The 14,681-nt window shown below is 62.9% G+C and carries 16 protein-coding genes and 1 tRNA gene; 7 read left to right on the top strand and 10 right to left on the bottom strand.

Annotated features, from left to right (window positions below):
* Positions 1-45 precede the first annotated feature (45 nt).
* A complete protein-coding gene (gene rsfS, locus EJ075_RS12100) occupies positions 46-423 on the bottom strand; it encodes a ribosome silencing factor (RefSeq protein WP_095487705.1) in 378 nt (125 codons plus the stop codon).
* Positions 424-661: 238 nt separating this feature from the next.
* Here rsfS and EJ075_RS12095 point away from each other — a divergent pair, with 238 nt between their 5' ends.
* Complete coding sequence (locus EJ075_RS12095; RefSeq protein WP_095487707.1) at positions 662-1,516, top strand: mechanosensitive ion channel family protein; 855 nt, start codon at positions 662-664, stop codon at positions 1,514-1,516.
* A 20-nt stretch (positions 1,517-1,536) separates the two neighbouring features.
* Here EJ075_RS12095 and EJ075_RS12090 read toward each other — a convergent pair whose 3' ends face one another.
* The 3 genes from EJ075_RS12090 to EJ075_RS12075 all read right to left on the bottom strand — a co-directional run bounded on the left by EJ075_RS12090 (position 1,537) and on the right by EJ075_RS12075 (position 5,050).
* The gene (locus EJ075_RS12090; RefSeq protein ID WP_095487514.1) at positions 1,537-2,832 is read right to left on the bottom strand and encodes an MFS transporter; all 1,296 of its coding nucleotides are present in this window, start codon (positions 2,830-2,832) and stop codon (positions 1,537-1,539) included.
* Positions 2,833-2,932: 100 nt separating this feature from the next.
* The gene (locus EJ075_RS12085) at positions 2,933-3,520 is read right to left on the bottom strand and encodes a nicotinate-nucleotide adenylyltransferase (protein WP_095487709.1); all 588 of its coding nucleotides are present in this window, start codon (positions 3,518-3,520) and stop codon (positions 2,933-2,935) included.
* A gap of 249 nt (positions 3,521-3,769) precedes the next feature.
* Positions 3,770-5,050 carry a glutamate-5-semialdehyde dehydrogenase gene (locus EJ075_RS12075; protein ID WP_126104491.1) on the bottom strand — a complete coding sequence of 427 codons (1,281 nt, stop codon included), beginning with the start codon at positions 5,048-5,050 and terminating at the stop codon, positions 3,770-3,772.
* A 76-nt stretch (positions 5,051-5,126) separates the two neighbouring features.
* Here EJ075_RS12075 and EJ075_RS12070 point away from each other — a divergent pair, with 76 nt between their 5' ends.
* Entirely contained in the window at positions 5,127-5,615 is a 489-nt protein-coding gene (locus EJ075_RS12070) for a hypothetical protein (protein WP_095487517.1), read from the top strand.
* Between the two features lie 7 nt (positions 5,616-5,622).
* Here the strand turns inward: EJ075_RS12070 and proB are convergent, their stop codons facing one another.
* Together proB and obgE are read right to left on the bottom strand one after the other, a co-directional pair.
* Entirely contained in the window at positions 5,623-6,768 is a 1,146-nt protein-coding gene (gene proB / locus EJ075_RS12065) for a glutamate 5-kinase (protein WP_126104490.1), read from the bottom strand.
* Positions 6,769-6,770: 2 nt separating this feature from the next.
* Positions 6,771-7,802 carry a GTPase ObgE gene (obgE, locus tag EJ075_RS12060; RefSeq protein ID WP_126104489.1) on the bottom strand — a complete coding sequence of 344 codons (1,032 nt, stop codon included), beginning with the start codon at positions 7,800-7,802 and terminating at the stop codon, positions 6,771-6,773.
* A 114-nt stretch (positions 7,803-7,916) separates the two neighbouring features.
* On the opposite strand from obgE, the gene EJ075_RS12055 reads away from it, so the two are divergent.
* Positions 7,917-8,786 (top strand): endonuclease/exonuclease/phosphatase family protein, encoded by an 870-nt coding sequence (locus EJ075_RS12055; protein WP_126104488.1) that lies wholly within the window; start codon positions 7,917-7,919, stop codon positions 8,784-8,786.
* A 217-nt stretch (positions 8,787-9,003) separates the two neighbouring features.
* On the opposite strand, the gene EJ075_RS12050 is transcribed toward EJ075_RS12055, so the two are convergent.
* The 3 genes from EJ075_RS12050 to EJ075_RS12040 form a co-directional block, all read right to left on the bottom strand.
* Positions 9,004-9,591: a GNAT family protein gene (locus EJ075_RS12050; RefSeq protein ID WP_095487524.1), complete on the bottom strand. Its 588-nt coding sequence runs from the start codon at positions 9,589-9,591 to the stop codon at positions 9,004-9,006.
* A gap of 119 nt (positions 9,592-9,710) precedes the next feature.
* The gene (gene rpmA / locus EJ075_RS12045; protein WP_095487526.1) at positions 9,711-9,980 is read right to left on the bottom strand and encodes a 50S ribosomal protein L27; all 270 of its coding nucleotides are present in this window, start codon (positions 9,978-9,980) and stop codon (positions 9,711-9,713) included.
* 99 nt (positions 9,981-10,079) lie between these two features.
* Positions 10,080-10,733 carry a 50S ribosomal protein L21 gene (locus EJ075_RS12040; protein WP_095487711.1) on the bottom strand — a complete coding sequence of 218 codons (654 nt, stop codon included), beginning with the start codon at positions 10,731-10,733 and terminating at the stop codon, positions 10,080-10,082.
* Between the two features lie 324 nt (positions 10,734-11,057).
* Between EJ075_RS12040 and EJ075_RS12035 the strand changes: the two genes are divergently transcribed.
* From EJ075_RS12035 to EJ075_RS12020, 4 genes are all read left to right on the top strand, one after another.
* Positions 11,058-11,147 (top strand) — tRNA-Ser (locus tag EJ075_RS12035).
* Between the two features lie 474 nt (positions 11,148-11,621).
* A complete protein-coding gene (locus EJ075_RS12030) occupies positions 11,622-12,338 on the top strand; it encodes a pentapeptide repeat-containing protein (protein WP_095487528.1) in 717 nt (238 codons plus the stop codon).
* Between the two features lie 189 nt (positions 12,339-12,527).
* Positions 12,528-12,710 carry a hypothetical protein gene (locus EJ075_RS12025; RefSeq protein WP_126104487.1) on the top strand — a complete coding sequence of 61 codons (183 nt, stop codon included), beginning with the start codon at positions 12,528-12,530 and terminating at the stop codon, positions 12,708-12,710.
* A 210-nt stretch (positions 12,711-12,920) separates the two neighbouring features.
* Positions 12,921-13,562 carry a class I SAM-dependent methyltransferase gene (locus EJ075_RS12020; RefSeq protein WP_126104486.1) on the top strand — a complete coding sequence of 214 codons (642 nt, stop codon included), beginning with the start codon at positions 12,921-12,923 and terminating at the stop codon, positions 13,560-13,562.
* Positions 13,563-13,587: 25 nt separating this feature from the next.
* On the opposite strand, the gene EJ075_RS12015 is transcribed toward EJ075_RS12020, so the two are convergent.
* Positions 13,588-14,562 (bottom strand): Tim44 domain-containing protein, encoded by a 975-nt coding sequence (locus EJ075_RS12015; protein WP_126107319.1) that lies wholly within the window; start codon positions 14,560-14,562, stop codon positions 13,588-13,590.
* Between the last annotated feature and the right edge of the window lie 119 nt (positions 14,563-14,681).

Below are 14,681 nucleotides of genomic sequence, written 5' to 3'. Positions count from 1 at the left end.
TGGTCACCGGTTTTTGGAAACGACATGCATCAATCAAATTACGGCTCAGTGGAGGGTCTCTTCCTCGAGGTCCGGCGCTTGCCACATCTTTTCGAGATTGTAGAAGTCGCGGACTTCGGGACGGAAGACATGGACGATAATATCGCCCGAATCGATCAGGACCCAGTCGGCGCCGGCCAGTCCCTCGACGCGCGCCGTGCCGAGGCCGGCATCCTTGAGCGCCTTGAGGAGATGATCGGCGACAGCCGAGACATGACGGTGCGATCGGCCGGACGCGATGACCATATAGTCACCGAGGCTCGATTTTCCCTGAATGTCGATTGAGACGATGTTTTCGGCCTTGGAGTCTTCCAGACTGACAAGGACTGTGTTGATGGCGCGGGACACGGCGTCGTTTACGCTGATCCCGGCCGGCGAAGGCACGATGTCGGCCTTCTTCCGCAGTGCTGTTCTCAGTGTATTTCCTTTCGCAGCAAGAACAACCAAATCACCCTTCAAAGCAGGTGACACTCCTTAGATAGGCAGAGTTGGGTTGCAGTTTCAAGACGGCAACCCTGCCGTGGTCCACGAAGTGCTGTTTCTTCCGGTTCCGCAGAAGAAAAATCGGAACTCTTGCCGCCTTGCTGGGGTTATCGGCGCATTGACCAATCGGATTCCCGCCATGCCTATCGACCCTGAGAATGCCGTTGACACCGTGCAGGCCGGCCTTGCGCAGCTCAGCGCGCTGATCGTCTCGTACTCATTCTCCGCCATCGGCGCCGTCATCCTGCTGGTCCTCGGCTATATCGTCGCCGGCCTCGCGCAGCGCTCGATCTATGCCGGCCTCGGCCATATCCATGGCTTCGACGTGACGCTGCGCCACTTCTTCTCGAGGATCGCCCGCTACGCCATACTGATCCTCGTCGTTATCATGGTGCTCGGCCAGTTCGGCGTCCAGACGGCCTCGATCATTGCCGCCATCGGCGCCATCGGCTTGGCCATCGGCCTGGCGCTGCAGGGTACGCTGCAGAACATTGCCGCCGGCATCATGCTGCTGGCGCTACGGCCATTCCGCATCGGCGAATATGTCGAGGTCGGCGCCATCGCCGGGACCATCGAGGAAGTCGGCCTGTTCGCCACCACGCTGAGAACGGTCGAGGGCGTCTACGTCCTCGCCCCCAATTCGACGCTGTGGAACCAGCCTGTCCGCAACTATACGCGCAACGGTGCCCGCCGTGGCGACATCACGCTGACCATCGGCTCCTGGAACGATATCGATCTCGCGCAGAAGACCATGCTTGGCGTCGCCGCCGCCGAGCGGCGCGTCAGGCGGGAGCCGGCGCCGATTGCGTTTGTGGCGACCGTCGGCGACAGCAACGTCGCCATCACCTTGCGCTACTGGACCTCGGCTGCGGATTTCTTCGCCACCCAGATCGATCTCACCAAACGCGCCAAGCAGGCTTTCGACAGCGAAGGCATTTCTATACCCGCGCCGCCGCCGGAAGCGCCGCGGCAGGAAGCGGCCACCAGACAGTGAGATGATCAATTCCCGCAGGTCTACTTGTCCGCGCGGCGCTGCTCTTCGGACGGAAAGGCCAGTTCCACCGGCAGTGGGGCCTGCGCGCTCATCGGCGCGAAATTGCCGGTCTCGGCGGCGGGAACAGGCGACATCGCCACCACACGCCACAGCACGAACAGGCAAAAAACAGCGGCAATGACGATGGCCACATAGATGAAGGCCTGCGTTCCATAGACAGCGGAAAGCCCGGTGACGATGCCGGGCACGATGAAGCCGGACAGCGACCACGCAAACAGAAGCGAACTGGACAGCGCCACCATGTCGTCCTTGCCGGCGCGGTCTGCGGCATGCGCGCTGGCCAGCGAATAAATCGATTCCGACGCGCCATCCCAGACCACATAGATGACGACCAGCGCCGCCAGCCCACCGCCGTCGAAGCCCAGCGCAAACAGACCCGCCGCCAAGGCAAGCGCCGAAGCGGCGACCAGCACAAAGCGCCGGTCGGTGCGGTCGGAAATCCATCCGAGCGGGATCTGCAGGATCAATGTGCCGACCGGCATCGCCGACAAAAGCAGTGCCACGTCTGCCTGGCTGTAGCCCTTGGCCGTGGCATGGATCGGCGCGAAGCCCGAAATCGTCATCGACAGGCCGCCGACGGCAAGCATGCCGGCGACGCCGACCGGCGAAATCCGCCAGGCCCGGCCAAGCGCGACCGATGCCGCCTGCGGCGGCGGTGGCTGGGCGAGCCGCGTCAGCCCGACCGGAAGGATCGACAGCGCGGTGAAGGCAATGCCGATCAGCGGCGCGTCCGCAGCCCTTATATCGATCAGCGCCAGTGTGGCGTAGCCGACACCGAGCCCGGCGACATAGGCGACGTAGAAGAAGGCCATGACCCTGCCGCGAATGGCGTTGGCAATGACGTCGTTCAGCCAGCTTTGCGCGACGATGAACAGGCCGCATATGGCAAAGCCATAGAGCGCGCGTGCCGCGATCCACGACAGCGGGTGCGGCCCGGCTCCGACAGCGGCGTTCGACAGCACAATCAACGCCGACAGCACCATGAACGCGCGAGCATGGCCGACGCGCCGCACCAGCGGACCGGTCAGGATGCAGCCTGCCAGGCCGCCGGCCGAAAGGCCGGTGACGATCAGCCCGGCCCAGGTCGGATCGAAGCCCTCGGCGCCGAGCCGGACCGGGATATAGGCGAACATCAGTCCGTTACCGACCGCAACCAGCGCCATCGACAGGACGACGCTGGCGATGGCGATCGCCGGGGTTGGCGGGCTGCCTTGCGCCGGATCGCGTCTGGTCTGGTTTTGCTCGAGAATCGCCATGCGCGCGCAGGATCGCCCACGGATCGGGGAAAAGCAGCCGCAAATGCGACATGGCCGGACTTGCCTCCTCTGCTTGTGGAGAAGGGAGGTCCGTGCAGGCTCAGCCCTTCGCCATGTTGCGGATCGCGGTCGACGACAGCGACGAGCGCGGGCCGTGGATGAAGGTCCAGGCCGGCGCCTTCATGCGGGCGAGCCGCGGCGCGTCGCCCTCGTCGACACGTGCATAATCGAAGGTCTTGGCAACGACCGAGGACAGGAAGGACAGCGTCGCGCCAGGGCGGTCGATCACCGCGATCGGGAACGTCATGACGATCTGGCGCCAGCGCTGCCAGCGGTGGAAGTCGCGCAGACTGTCGGCGCCCATGATCCAGACGAAGTCGACGCCGGGATTGCGCGCCTTGACTAGCGCCAGCGTGTCGGCGGTGAAGCGGACGTGATGCGCGGCCTCGAAGGCGGTGACCTTGATCTTCGGGTTCCTGGCGATCTGCTCGGATAGGCGGAGCCGCTCAGTCAGCGGCGTCAGTTCCCGCTTGTTCTTGAGCGGATTGCCGGGCGTCACCATCCACCACAACTGATCGAGCGCCAGACGTCTGAGCGCGATCTCGGCGACCAGGCCATGGCCGGCATGGGCGGGATTGAACGAGCCGCCGAACAGCCCGACGGCCAGGCCCTTTTCGGCATGCGGCATTTTGAGGTAGCGGGAGGGAACGGGATGCTCGGGCGAGGAAAGCATGCGTCAGGCGCCCCCCTCTGTCCTGCCGGACATCTCCCCCTCAAGGGGGGAGATTGGCGGCTTCATCGCAGGCGCAAATCTTGCAGCACCGGCGATTGGCGAAATCAGAAATGACAGGCAATCTCCCCCCTTGAGGGGGAGATGTCCGGCAGGACAAAGGGGGGTGGCTGGGCGCAAAGCTTCAGGTTCTTCGAGCAAGTAGCGTCAAGGCCGCACCTGTCCCGTTCCGCGCACGCGGTATTTGAACGAGGTCAATTGCTCGACACCGACCGGGCCGCGCGCATGCATTTTGCCGGTGGCGATGCCGATCTCGGCGCCCATGCCGAATTCGCCGCCATCGGCGAATTGAGTCGAGGCATTGTGCAGAAGGATCGCCGAATCAATCTCGTTGAAGAAACGTTCGACTGCACCGGCATCCTCGGCGACGATCGCCTCGGTGTGGTGCGAGGAGAACGTCTCGACATGCTCGATCGCGCCCGCAACGCCATCGACCAGCCTCACTGCGATGATCGCGTCGAGATATTCGGTAATCCAGTCGGCGTCGGTCGCCGGACTGGCGTCGAAGAACAGCTTCAGCACTTCGGCGTCGGCATGGATCTCGCATCCAGCCGCGCGCAACGCGTCAAGGATCGGCACCAGATGGGTGGAAGCGACGGCACGGTCGACCAAAAGCGTTTCGGCCGCACCACAGACACCGGTGCGCCGCATCTTCGCATTGACGGCGATCTTGACCGCCATGTCGAGATCGGCCGAACGGTCGACATAGAGATGGCAGATGCCTTCGAGATGGGCAAAGACCGGCACCCGAGCTTCGTTCTGCACACGCTCGACCAGGCTGCGACCACCGCGCGGAATGATCACGTCGAGATTGCCGCCGAGGCCCTTCAGCATTTCGCCGACGGCGGCGCGGTCGGTGGTCGGCACCAGCTGGATGGCGTCCTGCGGCAGACCGGCCGTCTTCAGCCCCTCGACCAGGCAGGCATGGATCGCCGCCGAGGACTTGAGCGAATCCGAGCCGCCGCGCAGGATCACCGGATTGCCGGCTTTCAGGCAAAGTGCGCCGGCATCGGCCGTCACGTTCGGCCGGCTCTCATAGATGACGCCAACGACGCCGAGCGGCGTGCGAACGCGTTCGATATGCAGCCCGTTCGGGCGGTCCCATTCGGCAATGACATCGCCGACCGGATCACTGAGTTCGGCGATCTCGCGGATGCCGTCAGCCATGGCGCGGATGCGGGCGGCATCGAGCTTCAGCCGGTCCATGAAGGAGGCGGAAAGCCCCGACTCATGGCCATTCGAGATGTCGATGGCGTTGGCGTCGAGAATATCCTGCTCGCGGCGGACAATCGCCTCCGCCATGGCGACAAGCGCGGCGTTCTTGGCGGCGGTCGTGGCGATGGCCAGCGGTCGGGCGGCAGCGCGCGCCCTGCGGCCTATCCGTGCCATCAAACTGGCTACATCATCGCCTTGGTGTTTGTTCAGCATTTGACCGATCCAGTGAAGCTGGTGGATTTACACGCGGCCGGCCTTCGCGGCAATGGCCGTAAATTTGAGGAAGCGAATGAAGAGAGTCATAATCCTCGTTGCTCTCGGCGCGATGCTCATACCAACAGGCCTCCGTGCCGCCGACTACTGCGACGACAAGTTTGAACCCGGCGAGAGCCCCGACGGCAAGGCCATGACTATGGTAAGCTCGATGATGTCCCTCGCACTTGCTGAGCGCTATTGCGGCGCGTCACCGACACCGCTTTCCCAGATCGACGTCGTTATTGAAGAGCTGCATGGATGTGGGCCGCGCTCTCGGCTTGAGGCAGAATTCAAAAAAAGGATGGAAGAGGAAAAAGGGGCAGAAGCAATGACGACTGACGCGCTCATCCGTGATCTCGTCGTCGGAGACGACAAGGATGTTCCCCAAGCCGAAGTGGATCGACGTGCCAGGGCTGGCATCGAAGCGGAGTTGGGAGGTTGCAGCGAGCTTCTGAAGATATACCAGGACTTTCAGGATCGATATCGCAACCCACCCAAATGGCCGCGTGAGCCTGACCAGTAGCGCGCCGTCAATGGCGGGCCGCATCTCCGTCGGCCGCGCCGCTCACCACAAGGTCGTCGCGGTGGATCATCGCCGATCGCGCTTCGTAGCCAAGCACCGTTTCGATCTCGGCTGTCTTCAAGCCAGCGATCCTTACGGCATCGGCGGCATCGTAGGCAACCAGTCCGCGCGCGATCTCGCGGCCCTCGGGCGACAGGATCGCCACCGTGTCGCCGCGCGAGAAATTGCCGCTGACCAGCTTGACGCCGGCCGGCAGCAGCGACTTGCCCGACAGCAGCGCACCGATGGCGCCGGCGTCGACAGTCAGCCGGCCAGCCGGCTCGAGCTGCCCGGCGATCCATGTTTTGTAGCCCTTGACCGGATTGGCGCTCGGACGGAAGAAAGTCGCCCGCTCGCCCCGCTCGATCGCCATCAGCGGCGACAGTCTCGTGCCTGATGTGATGATCATGGCGGTGCCGGCGGCGGTGGCGATCTTGCCGGCGTCGAGTTTTGTCCGCATGCCGCCGCGCGACAATTCGGACGCCGCCGCACCGGCCATTGCCTCGATATCAGGGGTGATGCGGTCGACGACCGGAATGAACTTTGCGCCAGGGTCTTTGGCCGGCGGCGCCGTATACAGCCCGTCAATGTCGGAGAGCAGCACCAGGAGATCGGCGCCCATCATGGTAGCGACGCGCGCGGCCAGCCGATCATTGTCGCCATAGCGGATTTCGGAGGTCGCCACCGTGTCGTTCTCGTTGATGACCGGCACTGCCTTCATCTTGAGCAACGTCGAGATCGTCGCCCGCGCATTGAGATAGCGGCGGCGCTCTTCGGTATCGCCGAGCGTCAGCAGGATCTGGCCCGATTTCAGGCCGCCCTTGCCGAGCGCATCCGACCAGGCGCCAGCCAGCGCGATCTGCCCGACGGCAGCCGCCGCCTGGCTCTCCTCGAGTTTCAGTGCCCGCTTGCCGAGGCCGAGAATGGTGCGGCCCAGCGCGATGGCGCCGGACGACACGACGAGGATTTCGGCGCCGCCTTCGGCCAGCACGGCGATGTCGTCGGCAAGCGAGGCCAGCCAGTCGCGCTTCAGGCCCGTCGTGCGGTCGACAAGCAGCGCCGAGCCGATCTTGACGGTAATGCGCCGGTATTTTCTCAGCGACTGCGCGGCCATCGCTATTTGTTCCAGCGCGTCTCGACCGGCGTGGCGACAGCTTCGCGTGCCTCGGCCACGACCGTCATCAGCGCGCGCAGAACGGCCTCGACGCCTTCGCCGGTGACGGCGGACAAAAGCATCGGCGCGCGGCCGGCGGCGCGTTTCAGCGAAGCGACCTTCTTCTTGCGGGCGTCGGCATCGAGCGTGTCGACTTGGGAAAGTGCTACGATCTCGACCTTCTCGATCAGCCCATGGCCATAGGCATCGAGCTCGGTGCGCACGGTCTTGTAAGCCTTCCCCGGATTTTCTTCCTGCGCGGAGACGAGGTGCAGAAGGACGCGCGTGCGTTCGACATGTCCGAGGAAACGGTCGCCGATGCCGACGCCTTCATGCGCGCCTTCGATCAGGCCGGGAACGTCGGCGATGACGAATTCGCGCCCGTCGATGCGGGCCACACCGAGGCCCGGATGCAGCGTGGTGAAGGGATAATCGGCGATCTTCGGCTTGGCCGCGGTCACGGCAGCCAGAAAAGTCGACTTGCCGGCATTGGGCAGGCCGACCAGGCCGGCATCGGCGATCAGCTTGAGCCTGAGCCAGATGTTGAGCTCTTCGCCCGGCAGTCCGGGGTTGGCGCGGCGGGGCGCCTGGTTGGTCGAGGTCTTGAAATGCTGGTTGCCGAAGCCGCCATTGCCGCCCTTGGCAAGCAGGAAGCGCTGGCCGACCACCGTCATGTCGCAGATCAGCGTCTCGTTGTCCTCGGCAAAGACCTGCGTTCCCGCCGGCACTTTCAGCGTCACGTCGGCGCCCTTGGCGCCGGTCATGTTGCGGCCCATGCCGTGCGTGCCGGTCTTGGCCTTGAAATGCTGCTGGTAGCGATAGTCGATCAGGGTGTTCAGCCCATTGACCGCCTCCACCCAGACATCACCGCCGCGGCCGCCGTCGCCACCGTCGGGACCGCCGAACTCGATGAATTTTTCGCGCCGGAACGACACCGAACCGGCGCCGCCGTCGCCGGAGCGGATATAAACCTTGGCTTGATCGAGAAATTTCATCGGATTGCTGAGTTTCTGTTATTGGCCTTGCGGCATTGCTCTAAACCTTTGGCACTGCTCTAAACCAAGGCGGGGCGAAGGGCGAGGCTGTTTATGAACATGGCCGGAGTCGCAATGAAGCTCGTAACCTACAACGTCCACTACGGCGTCGGTCTCGACGGCCGCTACGATGTCGGCCGCATTGCTGACGCCGTGCGCGGCGCCGATGTGATCGCGCTGCAGGAGGTCTCGCGCAACAACCCCAACAATGGCGGCCGCGACATGGTGGCCGAGCTCGGCGAGGCACTGCCCGAATACTTCGCCGTCTACGGCAGCAATTTCGAGGCCAATATCGGCTCGCGCCTGGAAAACGGCCGCGCCATCACAACCACCTTCCAGCTCGGCAATATGGTGCTGTCGAAAACGCCTGTTCATCTGTCGCGCAATCTCCTCTTGCCGCGCAGCCGCAGTTTCGAAGTGATGAATTTCCAGCGCGGCGCGCTGGAGGCGCTGATCGAGACGCCGCGTGGTTTCATCCGCTTCTATTCCACCCATCTCGACCATCGCAGCCCGCTCGAACGCTTGAGCCAGATCCGGTTTCTGCGCCAGCGCCTGTTGAACTATGCGATCGAGGGCGGCGCGCTGTCCGGCGTCGCCGAGGTCGGCCTGCCGGACCTGCCTTGTCCCGAAGCCTTCGTCGTCATGGGCGACTTCAACATGCTGGCTGGATCGCCGGAATATGTCGAACTCGCCGGCCGCCCGGATCACGAATTCGGCATGCCTGTGACCGCCGATCTTGCCGTCGATGTTGCCTTGCGTCTTGCCACCGCAAGCCCCGATCTCGTCACCTGGGTCGACCCCAAGCGGCCTGACGACGCCAGCCGCCACAAGCGCATCGACTATGTCTTCACCAGCGCCTCGCTCGCCAAATCGCCGAAGGCCCTGTGGGTCGACCGGCAAGCGGTCGGCTCGGACCACCTGCCGGTCTGGGTCGAGATGGCCTGACCCCGAGTTTGGTTCGCAACTGACTTTTTGAATTCACAATGATCCTTTCGGAGCCTTTGGTTCGAGGCCATGCGCCGAGGTGTGTTGAGATTCAGGTCAGGCCGTGCCGAGAGTGGTGGCTTCCGAGAACCGGAGCGGAGCGTACCTAAAGTACGTGAGCACCGGAAGCGCAGGAAGCCGCCATTCGCAGGCCGGCCTCACCTGAATATCGACACGCCTAGAAATGCACCCAGTTCCTGAGGCTGGTCCAGGTCTTGCGGTCGAGACGGTAGCGCTCGACAGGCACCTGGCCGGCGACGATTGAGTTCAGCATGCCCTGGCCGGCATATTGGAAGCCGCATTTGTGGATGACCCGGCGCGAGGCCGGATTGATGACCCGCGTCGAGGCATGCAGCACCTGTATCGCCGTCTTCTGGAAGGCGAGATCGACCAGCGCATGCGCGGCCTCCGTTGCATAGCCGCGCTTCCAGTAGGGCTCGCCGATCCAGTAACCGAGTTCCAGCCCGCGATCGGTGGTGTTGAGGCCGGCGCAACCGACGAAGGTTTCGGTCCCGGCCAGCGTCAAGGCATAGGCAATCCCGGCCCGGCGCGAGGCCGTCATCGCGAGGAAAGCACGCGCCTCGGCCTCACCATAGGGGTGCGGCATGCGGGCCAGCATTTCGGCGACATGGCGATTGTCGGCGAGCACCACCAATTGCTCGATATCGCTTTCGCGAGGCGCCCGCAGCACCAGCCGCTCGGTCATCACGACCGGGCAATCTATCGCGTAGCTTTCACCGTCTGTGTCTTCCGCTTCGGCAACCATGTCAGTCCTCCAGGCACAAGAAAAAGGGGAGATGGAAAACCCATCTCCCCTGATCCATTTCCTGGCTTGGCCAGACACCGGTTCCCGAGATGGGTGCCGGTGTTCTCGTACGGAACCGGCTACTCCGCGGCCTTCGTCATCGGGTTCACCGATACGTAGGTTCGGCCATTGGCTTTTTTGTTGAAGGTGACTGCGCCAGCTTCGAGCGCAAACAGCGTGTGATCCGTGCCAATGCCGACATTGACGCCGGGATGCCACGTCGTGCCGCGCTGACGAATAATGATGTTGCCCGGAATCACGGCTTCGCCGCCGAACTTCTTCACGCCGAGCCGCTTGGAATGCGAGTCGCGACCATTGCGCGACGAACCGCCAGCTTTCTTGTGTGCCATCTAACTAACTCCGATGCGCCGCAAGGCGCTTAAAAGGTCTTATGAACGCGTTCGCGTTCCGTTTCAAGTCCGATCCGGCGACGATTGCGCCGGCGCGCTTTACTTCTTCGCCAGTTCCTTGGCCTGCTCACGCCAGTCCATGATCTGGTCGGCGCTGAACGGCATATGCTCGTCGATCTTGGCGACATCCTTGTCGGACAGCTTGGCGATCTGGGCGAACGTCGTGATGCCCTGTTCGTTCAACTGGCCGGCCGCGACCGGGCCGATGCCCTTGATCACGGTCAGATCGTCCGGTTCGCCCTTCGGCGCCTTGAACAGCGGAGCGGCGGTTTCGGTTGCCTTGGCCTCGGCTTCCTTCGGCGCAGCTTCTGCCTTGGCTTCCTTCTTCGGAGCAGCCTTTGCCTCGGTCTTGGCCGCGGCCTTCTTCGTCGGCTTGGCACCATCCAGCAGGATCTCGGCGATCCGCACGGTGGTCAAAAGCTGGCGATGGCCGATCTTGCGGCGCGAATTCTGCCGGCGGCGCTTCTTGAAGGCGATGACGGTGCGGTTCTTGCCCTGTTCGACGACTTCGGCGGTGACCAAGGCGCCGTCGACGAACGGCGCGCCGAACGTGACATTCTCGCCCTCGCCATGCGCGAGCACGTGGCCGATCTCGACGATATCGCCGACCTGGCCTTCGACTTTTTCGATCTTCAGGAGATCGTTGGCGGCGACGCGATACTGCTTGCCGCCCGTTTTGATGACTGCGAACATTTTTTGCCTTTCGCTGTTCGGTCGGCCTTGATGAACCGCTTCAGGCGGTTCGGCCGTCTTTTTGTCAGTCTGCGGGTTCAAAAAACAAGCGGCGCGGAAGAACCCTCCACGCCGATTGCGCGCTGTCCCTAACCGAAGGTTCGGCGCGAGTCAAGGCGAGCAGTCAGCCAGCGAGCCACGAACGCATTCAAGCCAAGCGCCGACACCACGGAGCGGGACGGCAAGTCCGACAAGAAGCCGGATCGTCGGGCAGATTGGCCCTTGTAACCTGTCCGCCCAGCCGTTATCTAGTGCGCCGCGCCGGCAACGGCGGACCATGACCGCGGAGAGGTGGCAGAGTGGTCGAATGCACCGCACTCGAAATGCGGCATGGGTGCAAGCCCATCGGGGGTTCGAATCCCTCCCTCTCCGCCATATGGCATTGTTTACATTAATAAAAATCAAAGAATAGGTTGCGCGCCGCCATAAAGCCCGCCTACCGAGAACGGCGTATTCGCGGCACGTCAGCTTACGACACAAATATGCGGGGTTCATGCCTCGACCTGATAGATGGCAGAGATCAACTTTCGGCCTCGCTAAGCGAAGTCGTGGGGTTCATGCGACAGCGGAATGAGGGTACGCGACTAGCCCCCGTGCCGGGTCAACCTCGCCGTCGGGAAGTACCGATCGGTGCGGACCCAAGCGGATTCACGCTTGTCGGCAGCGGACGCCGGCGGTGGCGGTCAGCACCCGAGCAGGCTCCCCATTGTTGACGTCCGCTGCGCATCTGCGGCGACCGTCGCCATGTCCTCTGCTCCCGGGTTGACGGTGGTGTAGACGAGGAGCACTCTCGGATGTCAGCAGATGTGGTCAGGTTGAGTGTCGGCGAGTAGCAGAGGTTCAGCAACAATGACTTTGAGGCGAACCAGAGCTTACGCCGCATCCGGCCTGGTTCTAGCGGTTTGCACTATGTTTGCTTGGCAGAACGCCACTGCTGCTCACAATTGCCACGCAGCCGCGACGCCTGGCGTCAATTGGCACGAGTGTGACAAGAAGCTTCTCATCCTAGAAGGACAGGACCTGAGCGGGGCGAACCTGTTCGGTGTTGATTTCACTTCGACCGACCTCAGGAACAGCAATCTCCTTGGGGCAAATCTTGAGAAGGCAACGCTTGTGCGTGCTTCCCTGGCCGACTCGACCGCCAAAGGCGCCCGGTTCGACAGAATCGAGGCCTACAGGACCGACTTCAGCCGTATGGACGCGCAGGGCGCTGTGTTTGCGAGCGCGGAAATGCAGCGCTCGAATTTCCAGGACGCCAATCTGACCAACGTTGATTTCACAAAGGCAGAATTGGGGCGTGCGCAGTTCCATAACGCCGATATCAGCGGCAGCCGCTTCTCGTTTGCCAATCTCGCACGGGCGGATTTCCGAGGAGCGACGTTCACCGCGTCGATAGACTTTGACCGCGCCTTTTTCTTTCTGACCCGTATCGAGGGCGTCGACCTTTCCAATTCGGCGGGTCTGTCCCAGTGGCAGCTCAACATGGCTTGCGGAGACGCCCGGACCGAGTTGCCTTCTGGCTTGACGAGGCCTGAAGATTGGCCCTGTCAATTCCAGCAGGAATAGTTGTCGGCAAGCGAACTGCGGCAATGCTGCACCCGACAGGATTCGAACCTTTCGGCAAGCCGCCTAACCCGAATGCCCTGCCGTTCCCGAGCGGTTGGGTTTTGCGTCTCGACATGCATGAACTCGTGCTTTCCGCATTGTTCGCAGAGGTGGCTAGTCCACCTCCTGCTCAGAAGGAAGGATCATAGCATGAGTGACATACTGATCCGCCGTCCGGATGCGATGGAGCCCGTCACGCGCCCCGGCATTATACGCCATCGGTGCCAGCATCCCGGCTGCGCCAAGAATGCGGGATGGAGCTTTGCCAAGCCGAGGCAGACGCCGCACTGGCTCTGTTTCGAGCACCGCGCCAACGCCGAGCGATATCTGTGAGGAAACCTTAATGCCCAGACAGTTGGACCCCTCCCTCTCCGCCAGTTCCGCCGAGTCTACGCTATTCTGCGAATAACTGCCCAATCACCGCATCTAGCCGAACGAGCTTCTGCGGGACTTGACTTGAGCGGACACGACTCGCCTCAGATCATTCTTAATGCCGAACTTAATGCGGATTAGGGCGAGGCCGCGATCTGAGGAGCAACCATCATGAGCATAGCGAGCGACGCCCGCTTCTGGGACCGCAGTTCACGGAAATACGCCATGGGCGCGATTGCGGATCAGGCCGGATATGAGCGCACGCTGGACCGGACCCGCGCCCTGTTTGGACCAGGCGACAGGGTGCTGGAGCTGGGTTGCGGAACAGGAACAACCGCGCTCCGGCTCGCGGGCGATGTTCAAAACTATCTTGCGACGGATATTTCCGCCGGAATGATCGCGATTGCCAACGAGAGACACGCCGCTGGCCCCATCCCGGCGCTTGTCTTCCGCACCGCGACCGTAGACGCGCTTGCGCCTGACGACGAGCAGTTTAACGCGGTTCTGGGATTCAACTATCTCCATATGGTCCGCGACCTGCCTGGCACTCTGCGCCGCATCCACGCCTTACTTGCAGCGGAGGGCTTGTTCATCTCCAAGACACCCTGCGTCGGCGATATGAACCCACTCATCCGGCTTGCCTTGCTACCCGCAATGCGCGCGATCGGCAAAGCACCCTATGCAGGCGTCTTTCGGGCGGCAGACCTGAGCCAGCATATCTGTGCCGCGGGCTTCGACGTTCTTGCCACCGAAAGCCACGCAACGAAGGGCAGCGACAACCGCCCTTGCATCGTGGCTCGCAAGAGGACGTGAATGGGCCGAGGCAGCAGCGTATCGGTTAAGGCTGCTGGATTGCTGCGAGCTTCCAGTCGCCACCGTTCTGACGTGTGAAGGTCCACAGTTCGGTCGTTTCCGTCGGCCGACCGGCTTCGCCCGCGACGATCTTGCCGCTGGCGCGATCGCGCATCACGTCGAGAGACTCGTAGCGCAGCGCAGCCGTCGCGTAGTCGCGATCGTCTTCCCGCCAGCTCTCCGCAATATCGGCCTCCAACAGGCTGACGTCAGACACGTCGTTCCTGATGCCCTTTTTGGCATTATCGGCAAGTTCCTCGGACAGGTACGACACCATCTCGGGGGTCGCCAGCCGGCGCAGGCCAGCATGATCTTCGCGTCCGAACGCTTCCTGAACCTCCGTCAACCGTTGCTGGAATGTGTCGAGGTCGGCCGGCGTCATTGTGATTTCATCGGAGGCTTGAGCCGTCCGGCCAAATCCAGACCCGATGCCTGGAATGGGGAAAGACGACACGTTGCCCGTCTCGGGCTGGCCTGCCGCGTTTCGCCCGAAGTTGCCCATGCTCCGCGGAACACCGGCCATGGCGGGCGCTTGGTTGCGTGCCGATTGCGACCGGAAAAAGCGGATGGCCAACATGATCGCGCCGCCGATCAGCAGACCTTGAAGCAGCAGGCCCAACATGCCAGCCAAGCCGCCGAACCCTTGACCCAAAAGAAGTCCGATCAGACCGCCGAGCAGCAGGCCACGCATCATCGAACCGCCGAGGCCGCTGAAGATCCCTGGTCGTTGGGATGCCGGCGTCTGGCGGGCCGCATTGTTCGTCGCGGGCGTCATCGAGCGCTCGACCGGCGCGGCCGGATGTGGCGCCGTCCTGGTCGGCGGGACCGACTGGAAAGTGCGCGTGCCGCGGCTGCCGAAGCTGCCGCCACGGCGCGCCTCGGCGTAATCGGCCGTGACCATGGAAAGTGCCAGGAACAGTCCTGCAAACAAAACTGCAAACCGGCTCGAACGCGAAATCATCATAGCAAACCCTTAAGCGACACTCTTGCCGCTCATATGGGGTGCGCCGATCGAAATATCAGTGACCCGCACCAGCCATTGAGGAGAATTCCGTTACCGCCTCTCCACCAGGCACGGCA

The sequence above is a fragment of the Mesorhizobium sp. M6A.T.Cr.TU.016.01.1.1 genome (genome assembly GCF_003952585.1).
GTDB lineage: Bacteria > Pseudomonadota > Alphaproteobacteria > Rhizobiales > Rhizobiaceae > Mesorhizobium > Mesorhizobium mediterraneum.
The sequence above is the reverse complement of the archived record's forward strand: the minus strand, read 5'-3'. Positions and strand labels throughout refer to the sequence as shown.

What these genes read in the sequence shown, in the direction of transcription:
- EJ075_RS12020 (WP_126104486.1), top strand. Translation starts at nt 12,921, where the DNA reads ATGAGCATAGCGAGCGACGCCCGCTTCTGGGACCGCAGTTCACGGAAA.
- EJ075_RS12025 (WP_126104487.1), top strand. Translation starts at nt 12,528, where the DNA reads ATGAGTGACATACTGATCCGCCGTCCGGATGCGATGGAGCCCGTCACG.
- proB (WP_126104490.1), bottom strand. Translation starts at nt 6,768, where the DNA reads ATGGCCGCGCAGTCGCTGAGAAAATACCGGCGCATTACCGTCAAGATC.
- obgE (WP_126104489.1), bottom strand. Translation starts at nt 7,802, where the DNA reads ATGAAATTTCTCGATCAAGCCAAGGTTTATATCCGCTCCGGCGACGGC.
- EJ075_RS12015 (WP_126107319.1), bottom strand. Translation starts at nt 14,562, where the DNA reads ATGATTTCGCGTTCGAGCCGGTTTGCAGTTTTGTTTGCAGGACTGTTC.
- EJ075_RS12090 (WP_095487514.1), bottom strand. Translation starts at nt 2,832, where the DNA reads ATGGCGATTCTCGAGCAAAACCAGACCAGACGCGATCCGGCGCAAGGC.
- EJ075_RS12030 (WP_095487528.1), top strand. Translation starts at nt 11,622, where the DNA reads ATGACTTTGAGGCGAACCAGAGCTTACGCCGCATCCGGCCTGGTTCTA.
- rpmA (WP_095487526.1), bottom strand. Translation starts at nt 9,980, where the DNA reads ATGGCACACAAGAAAGCTGGCGGTTCGTCGCGCAATGGTCGCGACTCG.
- EJ075_RS12085 (WP_095487709.1), bottom strand. Translation starts at nt 3,520, where the DNA reads ATGCCGCATGCCGAAAAGGGCCTGGCCGTCGGGCTGTTCGGCGGCTCG.
- EJ075_RS12040 (WP_095487711.1), bottom strand. Translation starts at nt 10,733, where the DNA reads ATGTTCGCAGTCATCAAAACGGGCGGCAAGCAGTATCGCGTCGCCGCC.
- EJ075_RS12050 (WP_095487524.1), bottom strand. Translation starts at nt 9,591, where the DNA reads ATGGTTGCCGAAGCGGAAGACACAGACGGTGAAAGCTACGCGATAGAT.
- EJ075_RS12070 (WP_095487517.1), top strand. Translation starts at nt 5,127, where the DNA reads ATGAAGAGAGTCATAATCCTCGTTGCTCTCGGCGCGATGCTCATACCA.
- EJ075_RS12075 (WP_126104491.1), bottom strand. Translation starts at nt 5,050, where the DNA reads ATGCTGAACAAACACCAAGGCGATGATGTAGCCAGTTTGATGGCACGG.
- EJ075_RS12095 (WP_095487707.1), top strand. Translation starts at nt 662, where the DNA reads ATGCCTATCGACCCTGAGAATGCCGTTGACACCGTGCAGGCCGGCCTT.
- EJ075_RS12055 (WP_126104488.1), top strand. Translation starts at nt 7,917, where the DNA reads ATGAAGCTCGTAACCTACAACGTCCACTACGGCGTCGGTCTCGACGGC.